We start from the raw sequence: 16,530 nt of genomic DNA, 5'->3' as shown, positions 1-16,530 counted from the left end.
GTCCGGCGTTTGAGGACGAGCGCGTTCAGCGCGACAAGGGGGGTCTGGGGGCGCAGCCCCCAGGGATGGGAACGGGTAGGGGCGGCGGGGGCGAAGAAAACCGGGCCCTCGAACATGTGCTCACCACCGGATAGCCTCCGCCCATGGCAAACGGGCAGTGGTATCCACCGGAGTGGCCGGACCTCATCCGCGGACTCGCCGAAGGCACCCTCACCCCGGTCACCCCCAAACGCGCGTCCACAGTCATGCTCATCAAGGACACCGACACCCGTCCCGTCGTCCACATGCTCCGCAGACGCGCCTCCATGGCCTTCGCCGGGGGCGCGTACGCGTACCCGGGCGGCGGAGTCGACCCCCGCGACGACGACCACCTGATCCGCTGGACGGGCCCCACGCGCGCGTGGTGGGCGTCCCGCCTGGGCCTGGGCACCGACGAGACGTCCGCCCAGGCCGTCGTCTGCGCCGCCGTACGGGAGACGTACGAGGAGGCGGGCGTCCTGCTCGCCGGCCCGTCCGCCGATTCCGTCGTCGGCGACACCACGGGCGACGACTGGGAGGCCGACCGCGCCGCCCTGGTCGCCCGGGAACTGTCCTTCGCCGAGTTCCTGGACCGCCGAGGACTGGTGCTCCGCTCCGACCTCCTCGGGGCATGGGCCCGCTGGATCACCCCGGAGTTCGAGGCCCGCCGCTACGACACCTGGTTCTTCGTGGCCGCGCTCCCGGAGGGCCAGCGCACCCGGAACGCCTCCACGGAGGCTGATCGCACGGTCTGGATCGAACCGGCCACTGCGGCAGCCTCGTACGACAAGGGCGAGCTGCTGATGATGCCGCCCACGATCGCGACCCTGCGCGCGCTGGCCGCGTACGACAGCGCGGCCGGGGCGCTCGCCGGGGCCCTGGAACGAGACCTGACGCCGGTCCTGGCCAGGGCAACCCTGGCGGACGGTGAGATTGTGCTGGCGTGGCCGGGGCACGAGGAATTCACGAAGCACATCCGACTGGGGGAAGCCCCCGAATGACCGCGACCGCGACCGTGCCCCTGACCGCATCCGCAACCGCAACCGTGCCCCCGAACGAATCCCTGGCAGGTGCCCCCGCATGACAGAAGCCGCCGCTCTCCCCGGCCAGCCGCGCGGCGGGGTTCTCTCGGGCCCCGCCACCGCACGCGCGGTCAATGTCCTCGCGCCCAACGCCTCCGCGATGACCCTCGACGGCACGAACACGTGGATCGTCTCCGAGCCGGACTCCGAGCTGGCCGTCGTCATCGACCCGGGGCCCCTGGACGACGTACACCTCAGGCATGTCGTCGACACCGCCGAGAAGGCCGGCAAGCGGGTCGCGCTGACGCTGCTCACGCACGGGCATCCGGACCACGCGGAGGGCGCCGGACGGTTCGCCGAGCTGACCGGGACCGACGTGCGGGCGCTCGACCCGGCGCTGCGGCTGGGGGACGAGGGCCTCGGGCACGGGGACGTCGTGTCCGTCGGCGGGCTCGAGCTGAGGGTCGTACCGACGCCGGGGCACACCGCGGACTCGCTGTGCTTCCATCTCCCGGCCGATCGGGCCGTCCTGACGGGAGACACCGTCCTGGGGCGCGGAACGACCGTGGTGGCCCATCCAGACGGCCGCCTGGGGGACTATCTGGACTCCCTGAGGCGACTGAGGTCCCTGACGGTGGACGACGGCGTGCACACCGTCCTGCCGGGCCACGGGCCCGTCCTGGACGACGCCCAGGGAGCCGTCGAGTTCTACCTCGCCCACCGCGCCCACCGCCTCGCCCAGGTCGAGACCGCGGTCGAGAACGGCTACACGAGCCCCGCGGAGGTCGTCGCCCACGTGTACGCGGACGTCGACCGCTCCCTGTGGCCGGCCGCCGAGCTGTCGGTACGCGCCCAGCTGGAGTACCTCCGCGAACACGGCCTCATCTAGCCGACAGCCGGTAGCACCTACTCGGGCCTGGGCGCTTTCACGCCGTGCACGCGCGCGTACTCCCCGGCCATCCAGGAGCCCAGCTCCTCGACGTGCGAGCGCAGGAACGACCGCAGGACGGCCGGATCGTCCGTCGGCCGGAGGCCCAGTGCCGCCGCCTCCGCCATCCGCGGGCCCCACTCCGGGTAGTACGCGGCGAACGCCCCGGCCATCTCGTACAGATCGCTGGTCCAGCCCTGCCAGCGAGGCATGACCAGCGTGAAGCCCGTACGCACCAGACGGCGGGAAATACCCCGCACGCGCACGCGTACCGCCCCCGCAGGCGCCCCCGGGGCCGTCGCCTCCGCGATCAGGCGCCGCCAGCGCGGGAGGCACAGGTCCAGGTCGCCGTTGGTCTCGCGGGCGAGGAGGGAGTCGGGGCGGTAGCGGGGGAGGTGCCCGGCGAGGTCCTCGCCCAGGAGGGGCGTGCAGAGGCAGGCCACGAACCAGCCCAGGTCGTGCCGCTCCAGCTTGCTCAGCACCTGCGCCCGCGAGACCAGCAGCGTGCCGGCGCCGTCGATCTGCACGAACTCGGCGTCGAGCGCGTCGTCCAGTGCTTGGGCCGCCGCCCGGTCCGCCTCCGTGGGCTCCTCGCGCAGCGCGAGCAGGAGGTCCAGATCGCTGCGACCCACGCGCGCGGTACCGCGCGGGATCGACCCGTAGAGGTACGCGCTGTGCAGCCGCCCCCCGAAGAGGTCGGCGATCCGGTCGCGGGCCGCGCCGACGACGGGCAGGAAGGCGGGCGGCACGCGCGCGCGGGAGCCCTCCCGCGCGATGAACCCCTGCTCGTCCAGCCCCTTGAACAGCACTCTCTCCATCCGTGTACGTCACTTCCAGCGGAACACGCGCACCCGGCGCGTCTCGCTCACCGCATGGCACACCACGGCCAGGTGGTCGCCCCAGGCGGCGTACCGCGCGCGATAGCTGAAGCCGGGGAACCTGCGCTCCGCGACGACCCGGCCGTCGGTGGGGTCGAGGACGGTCACCCTGCTGCCGTAGCCGTTGCCCACCATGAAGTACCCGCGGTGGGCCAGCGGATGGAGCGTACGGCCGTGATCGGTGCGCCACTCCCAGAGCTGCTCGCCGGTCGAGACGGAGTAGGCGTGGAGGACCGTGTCGGCGCTCTTCTCGTCGTCGTTCGCGGGCTCGCTCGGCTCCAGCCCGACCACGAAGGTGTCGCCGACGACCGCGACGGCCGGCCCGAAGTCCTTGTATCCGTCGGGAAGTTCGACGTACCACTCACCGTCCTCGCGCACCACGTACAGCCGGGGGCGGGAGCGCCTGCCGCTGTTGGTGACGGACAGGACCGGCGGATCGGTCGCCAGGACGGAGAACGAGTCGCCCCAGCTGTCCGGGAGCGCCCGTTCCCACTGGAGGGCGCCGGTGCGCGCGTCGAGACACCGTACGGTCGGCGGCTTGTCCCGGTCCCGGGCGAGGACGGTGGCTATCCGGCCGCCGCTGACGCCCACCTCGCTGGTGCGGTGCTCGCCGATGTATCCCAGCTGGTCCTTCCGCTGTTCGCGCGACCAGGCCACGTCCCCGGAGCCGAGGTCGAGCGCGGTGAGGCGGACCTGTTCGGCGTTCCGGTCGCCGTCGTCGTGGTGCAGGACGACGCCCAGGCCGTCCTCGGGGTCCTGGGCCACCCCGACGATCACGTCCTGGCCCGGCGGCTGCCAGGTCCAGCCGGGCTCACCGGTCGCCGGTGCGTACGCCGCCACGCGGTCGAAGCGGGCCAGGGCCACCGCCCCGTCCGTCGCCCACACGCCCAGCGGCTCGCCCAGGTCGCGCTGCTCGAACTCGGACTGCCACAGGGTCTGTGCCTCCGGGTCCCGGCGGAACAGCCGCAGCCGGCGCTTCGCGGGCTCGGGCGCCGCCGCCCAGACCGACTCGGGCGCTCTGTCCTGGTCCATCCCACCCACCCCTTGAATCCGATCCGTTCATGACGTTCTCGTCACCGCGTGGCCCCCGCCCCGGTGAACCCGGTTACCGGGTAATCCGATGAACCCGGTAACCCAATGAACGCCGGAGGGGCCCCGCCGTTCGGCAGGGCCCCTCTAGCACTTACGGACGAAGCACTTGCGGGCGAAGCGCTGACAGACGAAGCGCTTACGGACGACCCGGCTAACGCGACCGCTTCGCGAGGCGCTCCACGTCCAGCAGGATCACGGCGCGCGCCTCCAGGCGCAGCCAGCCGCGGCCCGCGAAGTCGGCGAGCGCCTTGTTGACCGTCTCGCGGGAGGCGCCGACGAGCTGCGCCAGCTCCTCCTGGGTCAGGTCGTGCACGACGTGGATGCCCTCCTCCGACTGCACGCCGAAGCGGCGCGAGAGGTCGAGCAGGGCGCGGGCGACACGGCCCGGCACATCCGAGAAGACCAGGTCGGACATCTGGTCGTTGGTCTTGCGCAGGCGCCGGGCGACGGCGCGCAGCAGCGCGGCGGCCACCTCGGGGCGGGCGTTCAGCCAGGGCTGGAGGTCGCCGTGGCCGAGGCCGAGCAGCTTGACCTCGGTCAGCGCGGTGGCCGTGGCGGTACGCGGGCCCGGGTCGAACAGCGACAGCTCGCCGATCAGCTCGCCGGGGCCGAGGACGGCCAGCATGTTCTCGCGCCCGTCCGGGGACGTGCGGTGGAGCTTGACCTTCCCCTCGGTGACCACGTAGAGCCGGTCTCCCGGGTCGCCTTCGTGGAACAGGGCGTCACCGCGCGCGAGGGTCACCTCACTCATGGAGGCGCGCAGCTCCGCGGCCTGCTCGTCATCGAGCGCCGCGAAGAGCGGGGCGCGCCGCAGAACGTCGTCCACGAGTTCTCTCCTTGTCGACCTGCTCAGGGGATCTTGTTCCCCGATTACCGGGGACCGTGCTCCCCATCTTGCCGGGCGGTCCAAACAGTGTGATCTGTCACAAGGATGCCGCACGGGTGTGTCGTGCAGTGCGGCAGGGGGCCAATTGGGCGCCGATCTCCAGGGTCCGGGGCGGATGTCAGTGCCGGGCTCTAGGCTGGCCGGGTGTCCAAATCGCCGGTGGGAGCACAGGCCAAGGGGGCTGAGCGGGTGGCGGAACAGCGCGATTCCGCTGTGGGCGAACAGGGTACGGGTGGGGGCCGGAATGCGTAGAAAGCGGCAGAGGTGATGTCGGTGGAGAAAGCCGCCAAGAAGGTGACCGGGCCGGTGGCCGAGCCTGCGAAAAGGGCCGAGCCCGTGAAGAAGGCCGCCTCCGCGGCGCCGAGAAAGGCCCCCGCGACCAAGAAGACCACCCCCGCGAAGCCGGCCACGGCCAAGCGCACAGGCACGGCTGCCGTTTCCAAGACGGCACCCTCGAAGACCGTCGCTTCCAAGGCTGCCGTCTCCAAGACGACCGCCGCCGCCCCGAAGCCGCCGCCCCGCAACGAGTCCCACACCGCCCTCGTCCGGCGTGCCCGCCGGATCGACCGCGAACTCTCCGAGATCTATCCGTACGCCCACCCCGAGCTGGACTTCGAGAACTCCTTCCAGCTGCTCGTCGCCACGGTCCTCTCCGCCCAGACCACCGACCTGCGGGTCAACCAGACGACACCCACCCTCTTCGCCAAGTACCCCACCCCCGAGGACCTGGCCGCCGCCAACCCCGAGGAGGTCGAGGAGATCCTGCGCCCGACCGGCTTCTTCCGGGCCAAGACCAGGTCGGTCATAGGGCTGTCCAAGGCCCTGTCGGAGCAGTTCGGCGGCGAGGTGCCCGGCCGGCTCGAAGACCTCGTCAAACTCCCCGGCGTCGGCCGCAAGACCGCCTTCGTCGTGCTCGGCAACGCCTTCGGGCGTCCCGGAATCACCGTGGACACGCACTTCCAGCGGCTCGTGCGCCGCTGGCAGTGGACGGCGGAGACGGACCCGGACAGGATCGAGGCCGCCATCGGCGCCCTCTTCCCCAAGAGTGACTGGACGATGCTCTCGCACCACGTGATCTTCCACGGCCGCCGGATCTGCCACGCCCGCAAGCCCGCCTGCGGCGCCTGCCCGATCGCCCCGCTCTGCCCGGCGTACGGGGAGGGCGAGACGGACCCGGAGAAGGCCAAGAAGCTCCTGAAGTACGAGAAGGGCGGCTTCCCCGGCCAGCGGCTCAGCCCGCCGCAGGCCTACCTCGACGCGGGTGGCATCCCGGCGCCCCCGCTGGGGACCGGATGAGGACCGGGGCGAGGCGCGGGGCGAGGCGCGGGGCGAGGCCAGGGGGTCGTACGGCATCACTGGAACCATCGGGACGGTCGCAGGCGTTGGAAGCAGCAGAACGGGGGTGGCGGTGACGCGCGCGAGCAACACACAGGGCGGTGAGGCGACGCTCAGCAAGGAGGGCCTGCCCGGCTGGCTCGACCCGGTGGTGCACGCCGCCGAGACGGTCGAGCCGCTCCAGCTGAGCCGTTTCCTGCCGCCCGCGGACGGCGCCGGCCGCCAGTCCGCCGTACTGATCCTCTTCGGCGAGGGCAACGGGAAGAACGGGAACCCCGACGGCGCCGGCGGGCCCGAACTGCTGCTCATGGAGCGGGCCAGCTCGCTGCGCTCCCACGCCGGTCAGCCCTCCTTCCCCGGCGGCGCCCTCGACCCCGAGGACGGCGATCCGCTGGGCGACGGTCCGCTGCGGGCCGCGCTGCGCGAGGCCGAGGAGGAGACGGGGCTCGATCCGGCCGGCGTCCAGCTCTTCGGCGTACTGCCCAAGCTCTACATCCCGGTCAGCGGCTTCGTCGTCACGCCCGTGCTGGGCTGGTGGCGCGAGCCGAGCCCGGTCGGGGTCGTCGATCCGAACGAGACGGCCCGGGTCTTCACCGTCCCCGTGGCGGATCTCACGGATCCGGCCAACCGTGCGACCGCCATGCACCCAAGCGGCCACAAGGGTCCGGCATTTCTGGTCGAATCGGCCCTCGTGTGGGGCTTCACGGCCGGAGTCATCGACCGTCTGCTGCACTACTCGGGCTGGGAGCGCCCCTGGGACAGAAACAAGCAGGTCCCACTCGACTGGCGCGCGTGACAGGGTGGCCCTCGTGAACGTGCTGGACATCTTGTTGCTGGTCGCCGCCGTGTGGTTCGCGATCGTGGGCTACCGCCAGGGCTTCGTCGTCGGCATCCTGTCGGTGATCGGCTTCCTGGGCGGTGGTCTCGTCGCGGTCTATCTGCTGCCCGTCGTCTGGGACGGCGTGACCGACGAGGCCGAGGTCAACACGACGGCCGCCGTCGCCGCGGTCGTCATCGTCATCGTCTGCGCCTCCGTCGGCCAGGCCCTGACCACCCACCTCGGCAACAAGCTGCGCCGGTACATCACCTGGTCGCCCGCCCGCGCCCTCGACGCGACCGGCGGGGCCCTCGTCAACGTCGTCGCGATGCTCCTGGTCGCCTGGCTGATCGGCGCCGCCCTCGCGCAGACCACGATGCCCACGGTCGGCAAGGAGGTCCGCGGCTCCAAGGTGCTGGCAGGGGTCCAGGAGGTGCTGCCCTCCGACGCCGACACCTGGTTCAAGGACTTCACCTCGGTCCTCGCGCAGAACGGCTTCCCGCAGGTCTTCAGCCCGTTCTCCGACGAGCCCATCAAGGACGTCGACCCGCCCGACCCGGCGCTCGCCAACAGTGCGGTCGCCGTGCGCGCCCAGCGGTCCATCGTCAAGGTCATGGGCACCGCCACCAGCTGCGGCAAGGTCCTGGAGGGCACCGGCTTCGTCTTCGACCGGCGCCGCGTGATGACCAACGCGCATGTCGTGGGCGGCGTCGACGAGCCCACCGTCCAGATAGGCGGCGAGGGCAGGAAGTACGACGCGACAGTCGTCCTGTACGACTGGGAGCGCGACATCGCCGTACTCGACGTACCCGATCTGAACGCGCCCGTCCTGCAGTTCACGACCGAGGTCGCGAGCAGCGGCAAGAGCGCGATCGTCGCCGGCTTCCCGGAGAACGGGTCGTACGACGTCCGTCCCGCGCGCGTGCGCGGTCGCATCACGGCCAACGGCCCGGACATCTACCACCGCGGCACGGTCCGCCGCGAGGTCTACTCCCTGTTCGCGACCGTCCGCCAGGGCAACTCCGGCGGCCCGCTGCTCACGCCCGACGGCAAGGTGTACGGCGTGGTCTTCGCGAAGTCCCTCGACGACCCGAACACCGGGTACGCGCTCACCGCGGACGAGATCCAGGAGGACATCGCCCTGGGGCGTACCGCCAACCAGCAGGTGGACAGCGACAGCTGCGCGCTCTGAGCCGGTACGGCGTCTTCCGGCACGGGCCTCTTCAGGAGTCCCCTACGGGCCTACGGGCGATCCCGTACGGGCTTCAGGGACGGGGGTGGCGCAGGCGCACCGAGACCCAGCGGGCCCGGCGGCGCAGGATGCGCGGGATTCCCACCCTCAGGTCCGCCCCCGCCAGCTGCGGGGAACCTCCTCGGTGGGAGCCCGGGCCGTGGCCCGAGCGGCGATTGCGTGCTGCGTCACTGTAGTCGTGCGTCCAGCCCATACCCCGACGTCTGCCCCTGCCCCAAGGTCGATAACCGCCCCATGGGCCCCCAATTGGCCTATGCGCCGGGCAATTGGCTGTTCGTAGTACAGGTGTTCCAGTGTGTCGCCGGTGGCTCAGCGGTCCGGCTCGGGGTCCTTGAGCCAGTTGATCAGCTCCGTCGAAAAAGCGACAGGGTCCTCCTCGTGCGGGAAGTGCCCCAGCCCGTCGAAGAGGCGCCAGCGGTACGGCGCTTCCACGTACTCCCCGGAGCCGGCCGCGCTGCGCGTCCGCAGTACCGGGTCGAGCGAGCCGTGCAGATGCAGCGTCGGCACCCGCACCGGCCGCTTCATGCGCCGGTTGAACTGGATGCCGTCCGGCCGAGCCATCGACCGGACCATCCAGCGGTACGGCTCGATCGCACAGTGCGCGGTCGACGGGATGCACATCGCCCTGCTGTACGCCTCCACCGCCTCGTCGTCCGGCAGTCGCGGCCCCGACCAGTCCCGGATCAGCCGCCCGACGAGTGCGCCGTCGTCCGCGATGAGCTGCCGCTCGGGGAGCCAGGGCCGCTGGAACCCCCAGATGTAGGAACCGGCGGCCGTCTGCTTGACGTCGGACAGCATCGCCGAGCGCCAGCGCCGGGGGTGGGGCATCGAGGACACCACGAGCCGCCGTACCAGCTTGGGGCGCATCACCGCGGCCGTCCACGCCAGGTATCCGCCCAGGTCATGGCCGACCAGCGCGGCGTCGGGCTCGCCCAGGGACCGTACGACGCCCGTGATGTCGAGGGCGAGGTTCGCGGGGTCGTAACCCCGGGGCGTACGGTCGCTGCCGCCCACGCCCCGCAGGTCCATGGCGACGGCCCGGAACCCGGCGTCGGCCAGGGCGGTCAGCTGGTGCCGCCAGGTCCACCAGAACTGCGGGAACCCGTGCACGAGCATGACCAGCGGCCCGTCGCCCAGCTCCGCGATGTGGAACCGGGCGCCGTTCGCGGCGACATCCCGGTGGTGCACCTCGCGCCCGCCGGGAAGGGCGAGCCGTACCGCCGAGGCGGGCTGGGTGGATGAGGGGTGCGCCGGGGGTGTGGCGGGGTCCGTCATGAGGACGAGCGTGCCACAACCTCGACCGCATCACTCACCGGGGCGGGCCGGGGGTGTGGCTTGGCCTTCTGGAGGACGCCCGCCGTCTCCTTCATGGACGCGGCGACCTTCTGCGGGCCCTTGCTCTTCTTGGCCTTCTTCGCGAAGACGACGCCGACCAGCACCAGCAGGAGGGCGAGGAGGACGTTCGCGGCGAACGACAGCAGGAAGCAGAGGGCGAGATTCCAGTCGCTCCAGGTCCGAATGGCGTACGCCAGTGCGAAGTTGAGCATCGGCAGGGAGAACACCAGGACCGTTGCGGCCACCAGGAACGCGCCGCCGCTCGTCGCGCCGCGCTTCACATCCTGCTTGAGCTGCGCTTTCGCCAGCGCGATCTCGTCGTGCACCAGCGCGGACATCTCGGTCGTCGCCGAGGCGAACAACTGGCCGATGCTCCGTTCGGCGCCGACCGGGTTGCCGTCGGGTGCGCTCATCGAGGTCTCCCTGTTGTCTTGCTCGGATGTCTGACGTACGCGCGGCGCGTACGGGTGTTGCTGCTGTACGTGCCCAGTTGTACGTGTCTGGGGTAGGCGTCCGACCCACCGGTCCGACGTTACGTGTCAGATCATGCCGGACCGTCACCTCCGTCGCCCGCCCCGCCCGGCACTTCGGCAAGCCGGTCCCGCTCGGCGGCGTCGAGTTCGGCGGCCCTGAGGTCGGCGATGCGCCGGTGCTCTGCCGCCTTCCCCTCGTAGATCTCGGCCATGCGCAGGTGGTACGCCGGATCGTGCTCCTCGTAGATGTCGGGGATGCCGTCCTGGTCGTCGTCGCGCTCCTCCGCCTCCCACATCCGGCGGTAGCGGGCGTTGCGGATCTTCAGCAGTACGGTCGCGGCGAGCGCGGCGATGAGGGAGCCGGTCAGGACGGCGGCCTTGACCTCGTCGGTGAGCGCCGCGTCGCCGTCGAACGCGAGTTCGCCGATCAGCAGCGAGACGGTGAACCCGATCCCGGCGAGCGAGGCGACCGCGAACACATCGGCCCAGGCGAGGTCGTCGCTGAGCGAGGCCCGGGTGAAACGTGCCGTCAGCCAGGTCCCGCCGAAGATCCCGAGCGTCTTCCCGACGACGAGCCCGAGCACGACCCCGAGCGTCTCGGGTTTGGTGAACACATCCCCCAACGCCCCGCCGGACACCGAGACCCCCGCGCTGAACAGGGCGAACAACGGCACGGCGAGCCCGGCGGACAGGGGCCGCACCAGATGCTCGATGCGCTCACCGGGCGAGTGCTCCTCGCCCTCCTCCGTCCGGGTCGTGCACCGCAGCATCAGGCCCATCGCGACGCCGGCGACGGTGGCGTGGATGCCGCTGTTGTACATCAGCGCCCAGTTGACGAGCGCGAGCGGGACGTACACGTACCACCCGCGTACGCCCTTCCGCAGCAGCAGCCAGAAGACGGCGAGGCCGGCGAACGCGCCGCCGAGCGCGGCGAAGTTCAGGTCGTCGGTGAAGAACACCGCGATGATCAGGATGGCGAAGAGGTCGTCGACGACGGCGAGCGTGAGCAGGAACGCGCGCAGGGCGCTCGGCAGGGACGTACCGATGACGGCGAGCACGGCGAGCGCGAAGGCGATGTCGGTGGCCGTCGGCACGGCCCACCCGGCGAGCGAACCGCCGCCGGTGAGGTTGGTGAGGGTGTAGACGAGCGCCGGTACGGCCATTCCGCACAGGGCGGCGACGACGGGCAGCGCGGCGGCCCTCGGGTCGCGCAGATCCCCGGCGACGAGTTCACGCTTGAGTTCGATACCGGCGACGAAGAAGAAGACGGCGAGCAGTCCGTCGGCGGCCCAGTGCTGGAGGGAGAGGTCGAGGCCGAGGGCGGCGGGCCCGATGTGGAAGTCGAGGACGGTCTCGTACGTGTCCTTGATCGGGGTGTTCGCCCAGACCAGCGCGGCGATCGCGGCGAGGAGCAGCAGCACCCCGCCGACGGTCTCGGTCCGCAACGCGTCCGCGACGAACGTCCGCTCGGGCAGCGAGAGCCGTCCGAGGAGCTTGCGGTTGGCGGTACGGGGGGCGACCACGGGGGACCTCCGGTCGGTGGGCAGCACGGAACGCGTGCCGACCAGACTTCCCGGCGCACCTTTGGTGATCCTCGCGGATCTTGTCGCGTTGTTGACGCGATCTTTAGCCTACCTAAGGTGCGCGGGAAGCGCCGCCCGGAGGGAAACCCCCGTAGTTCTCTTCTTAGTCCTCGCTGCCCGCGGCCGGCAGCTTCGTCTGGATGAGGTCCATGACGGTGGAGTCGGTCAGGGTGGTCACGTCACCCAGCTCCCGGTTCTCGGCGACGTCGCGCAGCAGGCGGCGCATGATCTTGCCGGAGCGGGTCTTGGGCAGTTCCGCGACCGGCAGGATGCGCTTGGGCTTGGCGATCGGGCCGAGGGTGGTGCCGACGTGGTTGCGCAGTTCGGCGACGAGGGTGTCGGTCTCGGTGGCGCTGCCGCGCAGGATCACGAAGGCGACGATGGCCTGCCCGGTGGTCTCGTCCGCGGCGCCGACGACGGCAGCCTCGGCGACCGAGGGGTGGGACACCAGCGCCGACTCGACCTCCGTCGTGGAGATGTTGTGCCCGGAGACGAGCATGACGTCGTCCACACGCCCGAGCAGCCAGATGTCGCCGTCGTCGTCCTTCTTGGCACCGTCACCCGCGAAGTACTTGCCCTCGAAACGCGACCAGTAGGTGTCGATGAACCGCTGGTCGTCGCCCCAGATGGTGCGCAGCATCGACGGCCACGGCTCGGTCAGTACGAGGTAACCGCCGCCCCCGTTGGGCACTTCCCGTGCCTCGTCGTCGACCACGGTGGCGGAGATCCCGGGCAGCGCCCGCTGCGCGGACCCCGGCTTGGTCTCGGTCACCCCGGGCAGCGGGGAGATCATCATGGCGCCGGTCTCGGTCTGCCACCAGGTGTCGACGATGGGCGTCGCGTCGCCGCCGATGTGCTTGCGGTACCAGATCCACGCCTCGGGGTTGATCGGCTCGCCCACGGACCCCAGCACCCGGAGGGAGGAGAGATCGAACTTCGCGGGGATGTCGTCGCCCCACTTCATGAACGTACGGATGGCGGTGGGCGCCGTGTAGAGGATCGTGACCCCGTACTTCTGGACGATCTCCCAGAAGCGGCCCTGGTGCGGGGTGTCCGGCGTGCCCTCGTACATCACCTGCGTCGCACCGTTGGCCAGCGGCCCGTACACGATGTACGAGTGCCCGGTGACCCAGCCGACGTCGGCGGTGCACCAGTAGACGTCGGTCTCCGGCTTGAGGTCGAAGACGGCGTGGTGGGTGTAGGCCGCCTGGGTGAGGTAGCCGCCGGAGGTGTGCAGGATGCCCTTGGGCTTACCCGTCGTACCGGACGTGTAGAGGATGAACAGCGGCTGCTCGGCCTCGAACGCCTCGGGCGTGTGCTCGGTGCTCTGCCGGTCGACGACCTCGTGCCACCACACGTCCCGGCTGTCGTGCCACTCGACGTCCTGGCCCGTACGGCGTACGACGAGAACGTGCTCCACGTTGTCGACGCGCTCGACGGCGGCGTCGACGGCGGGCTTGAGCGCGGAGGGCTTGCCCCGGCGGTAGCCGCCGTCGGTGGTGATGACGACCTTGGCGTCGGCGTCCTGGATGCGCGTGGCGAGCGCGTCCGCGGAGAACCCACCGAAGACGACGGAGTGCGCGGCGCCGATCCGGGCGCACGCCAGCATCGCGATCGCCGTCTCCGGGATCATCGGCATGTAGACAGCGACCCGGTCGCCCTTCTGAACTCCCAGCTCGGTCAGGGCGTTGGCGGCTTTCGACACCTCGTCCTTGAGTTCGGCGTAGGTGATCGCGCGACTGTCGCCGGGCTCGCCCTCGAAGTGGATGGCGACCCGGTCGCCGTTGCCGGCCTCGACATGCCGGTCGACGCAGTTGTACGCGACGTTGAGGCTGCCGTCCTTGAACCACTTGGCGAACGGCGGGTTCGACCAGTCCAGGGTCTCGGTCGGCTCGGTGGCCCAGGTCAGCCGGCGGGCCTGCGCGGCCCAGAAACCGAGCCGGTCAGCCTTGGCCTGTTCGTACGCCTCCGCCGTGACGTTGGCGTCCGCGGCCAGCTCGGCGGGTGGCGCGAACCTGCGCTCTTCCTTGAGCAGGTTGGCCAGGCTTTCGTTGCTCACGACATCTCCCTTTCCCAGGGTGTCCGTTGTGTCCCGGGCCACAGCTCATCAGACCGAGGCGCCCGATGACAAGGGCCGACGGAAAATTGGTTTAGACCTTTACGCCCTCAAGTTGTCGGACTATCAGGCCGTCAGGTCGATCCCGTCGGCTCGCCTCCTCGTGAAGGGGACAACCAAGGTCACGTGCGCGACGGTCGCCCGGTTCATCCGCCCGCGTCAGGCGGACAGTCCGGCCGCCCGCACATGATCGAACACCTCGTCCCCGCCCACCTCTCCGCTGAGCAGATACGCCTGCGCCTCACCCACATGGAAGTACATCCCGTGCAGTTCGAGCGCACCCTCCCGCAGTGCTCGCGCCACCGACTCGTGGGCCCGTAGATGCTCCAACTGCTGGACCACATTGGTCAGGCAGAGCTGCTCGACCGCGTCGGCGGGCGCCCGCCCGGCGAGCCGTGCCCAGGGCCCGTCCGTCGAGGCCATCCGCTCCAGGCTCGGCCCCCCGTGCCGCAGCCACCGCCTGAGCGGCGTCCCCGCCCTGCCGGGCTCCATGCTCAGCAGCGCCTGCATGGCCCCGCACCCGGAGTGCCCGCACACCGTGATGGAACGCACCTCCAGCACGTCCACCGCGTACTCGATCGCCGCCGCCACCGAGTCGTCCCCGCTCTCCTCGCCGGGCAGCGGCACCAGATTGCCGACGTTCCGTACGACGAACAGGTCGCCGGGACCACTGGAGGTGATCATCGACGTCACGAGCCGCGAGTCGGCACACGTCAGGAACAGCTGCGCGGGCCGCTGCCCCTCACGCGCCAGCCGGGCCAGCTCACCGCGCACCAGCGGAGCGGTGTTCCGCTGGAACGCGCTGATACCGCGCGCCAGTTGGTGCCCGCTCGGCTCGACGGCACCGAGCGAATCGGCCGCGTCGACCGAGTTGGGCGAGCCGGGGGAAGCGGTGGGAGCGCCCGCCCCGCCGGACCCACTCGCCGACTCCCCTCGCCCCTGTCCGGGCTCCGGGACCTCGCACTGGTGGTTGCGCCAGGGCGTCCAGGGCCGGCAGCGGCAGTCGGAGGCGTTCGTGGGCTCGGCGATACGGGTCCCCGTACGGCCGGTCACCTCGACGGTGCCGCCCTGCGCGGTGTGCGTGTTCTGCCAGTCCTGCAGCGATTCGTACGCCGCGTGGTCCATGAACGAGCCGTCCAACTCCACGACGGCGTCGGCCCCTCGGGGCACGAGGTGCAGGGTCCGGCTGAGCCGGGGCACCGCGAGGAACGTCAACTGTCCTCGTACGTGTACGTAATGGACTCCCTCTCTCTCGTCGCTTCTCACTTCGTAGGTGATGCGGGTGCGGGCGAGGCGGTGCAGGGCGACGGCGACGGCGACCGCGACGCCCAGCAGCACTCCTTCGAGGACGCCGAACAGGACGACGCCCAGGGTCGTCACCGCGTAGACCAGGACCTCGCGGTGGCGCGTCACCGTGCGGATGTGGTGCAGGGACACCATCTGGATGCCGACGGCCATCACCAGGGCGGCGAGTGAGGCGAGCGGGATCAGCTCCAGGATCGGAACCATCAGCAACGCGGCGACTACTACGAAAACGCCGTGCAGCATCGTGGAGTTCCGGCTCACGGCACCGGCTTGCACATTCGCCGAACTCCGCACGGCCACGCCCGCGACCGGCAGCCCGCCGAGCACCCCGGACACGACGTTGGCAGCGCCCTGGCCGAGCAGCTCACGGTTCAGGTCGGAGCGGCCGACCCGGGTCGCACCCCCCGACCGCTCGGTCCGTCCGGCCAGCAGATCGGGCCGGGAGGCCACCAGCTTGTCCACGGCGACCGCGCCGAGCAACGACTGCACACTGCACACCAGCGTGACGGTGAGCACGGCGGCGACGAGGCCGAGCACGGGTCCTTCGGGCAGTCCGGCCAGCGCGTGGCTGCGCCAGGACGGCAGGTCGACCTTGGGCAGGCTCAGCCCGGCGAGCGCGGCGGTGAGCGTGGCGCCGGTGACGGCGACGAGTGCGGCCGGCACCTTGCGCAGCACGCTTCCCGCCCGGCCGGGCAGCCGGGGCCAGAGCAGCAGCAGGGTCAGCGTCAGCACGCTCATCGACACGGCGTCGGGGTCAAGGCCGGCCAACTGGGCGGGCAGCGCGCGGAGGTTGTCGAGGACCGCGCTCTCCGGCGTACCCCCGAGGACGATGTGCAGCTGGGCGACGGCGATGGTCACGCCGATACCGGCGAGCATGCCGTGGACGACGGCGGGGCTGACGGCGAGCGCCGTGCGGGCCACCCGCAGACAGCCGAGGCCGAGCTGGGCGAGCCCGGCGAGGACGGTGATGGCACAGGTCGTCCGCCAGCCGTACCGCTGGATGAGTTCGGCGGTGACGACGGTGAGCCCGGCGGCGGGACCGCTCACCTGGAGCGGGGAGCCGCCGAGCCGTCCGGCGACGATTCCGCCGACGGCGGCGGCGACCAGGCCGGCCTGGAGCGGGGCGCCGGTGGCGAGGGCGATGCCCAGGGACAGGGGCAGGGCGATCAGGAAGACCGCGATCGCGGCCGACACATCGGCGCCCGCGATACGGAAGCGGCGGGGCGGGGTCGGTGGTGGGGGTGGGCTGTGGGGCTGGTGCATGCGCTTCGTCCGAGTCGGGTCGGGGGCGCGAGTGGGGACGCAGGCAGACATGTTTCCCGTCTCCTCCGGGGCAGCGCGGTCGCGGAACAGGTGGTCCCCCGTCTGTGGCGGGGGGCGGGTCGCGGCCGTGTGGTCACGGCGTGCAGCGGCGGGATTTATCAACGCTCGGTAAATGGATCGTAATGCACAGTAAAGGCCGAGTATGGATTTTCCGGGCAAATGGGGTA

Annotated in this window: 14 protein-coding genes; 5 read left to right on the top strand and 9 right to left on the bottom strand. The window is 71.1% G+C overall.

The genetic code is table 11. The features are described 5' to 3' along the window. Nucleotides 1–143 precede the first annotated feature (143 nt). Nucleotides 144–1,019, top strand: a complete 876-nt coding sequence (locus tag ACWCRB_RS16570; protein WP_450996726.1) for an NUDIX hydrolase — start codon at nt 144–146, stop codon at nt 1,017–1,019. A 79-nt stretch (nt 1,020–1,098) separates the two neighbouring features. Further along, nucleotides 1,099–1,929, top strand: coding sequence for an MBL fold metallo-hydrolase (locus ACWCRB_RS16565; protein ID WP_450996725.1), 831 nt, complete (start codon nt 1,099–1,101; stop codon nt 1,927–1,929). A 17-nt stretch (nt 1,930–1,946) separates the two neighbouring features. Here ACWCRB_RS16565 and ACWCRB_RS16560 read toward each other — a convergent pair whose 3' ends face one another. The 3 genes from ACWCRB_RS16560 to ACWCRB_RS16550 all read right to left on the bottom strand — a co-directional run bounded on the left by ACWCRB_RS16560 (nt 1,947) and on the right by ACWCRB_RS16550 (nt 4,764). Then, complete coding sequence (locus ACWCRB_RS16560) at nt 1,947–2,786, bottom strand: nucleotidyltransferase (RefSeq protein WP_450996724.1); 840 nt, start codon at nt 2,784–2,786, stop codon at nt 1,947–1,949. Between the two features lie 9 nt (nt 2,787–2,795). After that, on the bottom strand, nt 2,796–3,878 hold the full coding sequence (locus ACWCRB_RS16555; protein WP_450996723.1) for an outer membrane protein assembly factor BamB family protein: 1,083 nt from the start codon (nt 3,876–3,878) through the stop codon (nt 2,796–2,798). A gap of 211 nt (nt 3,879–4,089) precedes the next feature. Continuing rightward, complete coding sequence (locus ACWCRB_RS16550; RefSeq protein WP_006382668.1) at nt 4,090–4,764, bottom strand: Crp/Fnr family transcriptional regulator; 675 nt, start codon at nt 4,762–4,764, stop codon at nt 4,090–4,092. A gap of 327 nt (nt 4,765–5,091) precedes the next feature. Between ACWCRB_RS16550 and nth the strand changes: the two genes are divergently transcribed. The 3 genes from nth (at nt 5,092) to ACWCRB_RS16535 (ending at nt 8,168) form a co-directional block, all read left to right on the top strand. Next, complete coding sequence (nth, locus tag ACWCRB_RS16545) at nt 5,092–6,120, top strand: endonuclease III (RefSeq protein ID WP_450996722.1); 1,029 nt, start codon at nt 5,092–5,094, stop codon at nt 6,118–6,120. Nucleotides 6,121–6,232: 112 nt separating this feature from the next. After that, nucleotides 6,233–6,955 (top strand): NUDIX hydrolase, encoded by a 723-nt coding sequence (locus tag ACWCRB_RS16540; RefSeq protein ID WP_450996721.1) that lies wholly within the window; start codon nt 6,233–6,235, stop codon nt 6,953–6,955. A 13-nt stretch (nt 6,956–6,968) separates the two neighbouring features. Next, entirely contained in the window at nt 6,969–8,168 is a 1,200-nt protein-coding gene (locus ACWCRB_RS16535) for a MarP family serine protease (protein ID WP_450996720.1), read from the top strand. A gap of 73 nt (nt 8,169–8,241) precedes the next feature. Here ACWCRB_RS16535 and ACWCRB_RS16530 read toward each other — a convergent pair whose 3' ends face one another. The 6 genes from ACWCRB_RS16530 to ACWCRB_RS16505 form a co-directional block, all read right to left on the bottom strand. Continuing rightward, nucleotides 8,242–8,421, bottom strand: a complete 180-nt coding sequence (locus ACWCRB_RS16530) for a hypothetical protein (protein WP_235476119.1) — start codon at nt 8,419–8,421, stop codon at nt 8,242–8,244. Nucleotides 8,422–8,537: 116 nt separating this feature from the next. Next, nucleotides 8,538–9,503 carry an alpha/beta fold hydrolase gene (locus ACWCRB_RS16525; protein ID WP_450996719.1) on the bottom strand — a complete coding sequence of 322 codons (966 nt, stop codon included), beginning with the start codon at nt 9,501–9,503 and terminating at the stop codon, nt 8,538–8,540. Then, entirely contained in the window at nt 9,500–9,976 is a 477-nt protein-coding gene (locus ACWCRB_RS16520; RefSeq protein WP_235476117.1) for a phage holin family protein, read from the bottom strand. The genes ACWCRB_RS16525 and ACWCRB_RS16520 overlap by 4 nt, the downstream gene beginning before the upstream one ends. A 131-nt stretch (nt 9,977–10,107) precedes the next feature. Further along, nucleotides 10,108–11,559, bottom strand: coding sequence for a Na+/H+ antiporter NhaA (gene nhaA / locus ACWCRB_RS16515; RefSeq protein WP_450996718.1), 1,452 nt, complete (start codon nt 11,557–11,559; stop codon nt 10,108–10,110). A gap of 163 nt (nt 11,560–11,722) precedes the next feature. After that, nucleotides 11,723–13,720: an acetate--CoA ligase gene (acs, locus tag ACWCRB_RS16510; protein ID WP_450996717.1), complete on the bottom strand. Its 1,998-nt coding sequence runs from the start codon at nt 13,718–13,720 to the stop codon at nt 11,723–11,725. Nucleotides 13,721–13,894: 174 nt separating this feature from the next. Then, a complete protein-coding gene (locus ACWCRB_RS16505; protein WP_450996716.1) occupies nt 13,895–16,354 on the bottom strand; it encodes a SulP family inorganic anion transporter in 2,460 nt (819 codons plus the stop codon). Nucleotides 16,355–16,530 lie beyond the last annotated feature (176 nt).

The sequence above is a fragment of the Streptomyces sp. NPDC002156 genome (assembly GCF_053593675.1).
The sequence above is the reverse complement of the archived record's forward strand: the minus strand, read 5'-3'. Positions and strand labels throughout refer to the sequence as shown.

Bases quoted from the DNA above. Each gene is read 5' to 3' on its own strand.
- ACWCRB_RS16570 (WP_450996726.1), top strand. From the start codon at position 144: ATGGCAAACGGGCAGTGGTATCCACCGGAGTGGCCGGACCTCATCCGC.
- ACWCRB_RS16565 (WP_450996725.1), top strand. From the start codon at position 1,099: ATGACAGAAGCCGCCGCTCTCCCCGGCCAGCCGCGCGGCGGGGTTCTC.
- ACWCRB_RS16560 (WP_450996724.1), bottom strand. From the start codon at position 2,786: ATGGAGAGAGTGCTGTTCAAGGGGCTGGACGAGCAGGGGTTCATCGCG.
- ACWCRB_RS16555 (WP_450996723.1), bottom strand. From the start codon at position 3,878: ATGGACCAGGACAGAGCGCCCGAGTCGGTCTGGGCGGCGGCGCCCGAG.
- nth (WP_450996722.1), top strand. From the start codon at position 5,092: ATGTCGGTGGAGAAAGCCGCCAAGAAGGTGACCGGGCCGGTGGCCGAG.
- ACWCRB_RS16530 (WP_235476119.1), bottom strand. From the start codon at position 8,421: ATGGGCTGGACGCACGACTACAGTGACGCAGCACGCAATCGCCGCTCG.
- ACWCRB_RS16525 (WP_450996719.1), bottom strand. From the start codon at position 9,503: ATGACGGACCCCGCCACACCCCCGGCGCACCCCTCATCCACCCAGCCC.
- ACWCRB_RS16520 (WP_235476117.1), bottom strand. From the start codon at position 9,976: ATGAGCGCACCCGACGGCAACCCGGTCGGCGCCGAACGGAGCATCGGC.
- ACWCRB_RS16505 (WP_450996716.1), bottom strand. From the start codon at position 16,354: ATGTCTGCCTGCGTCCCCACTCGCGCCCCCGACCCGACTCGGACGAAG.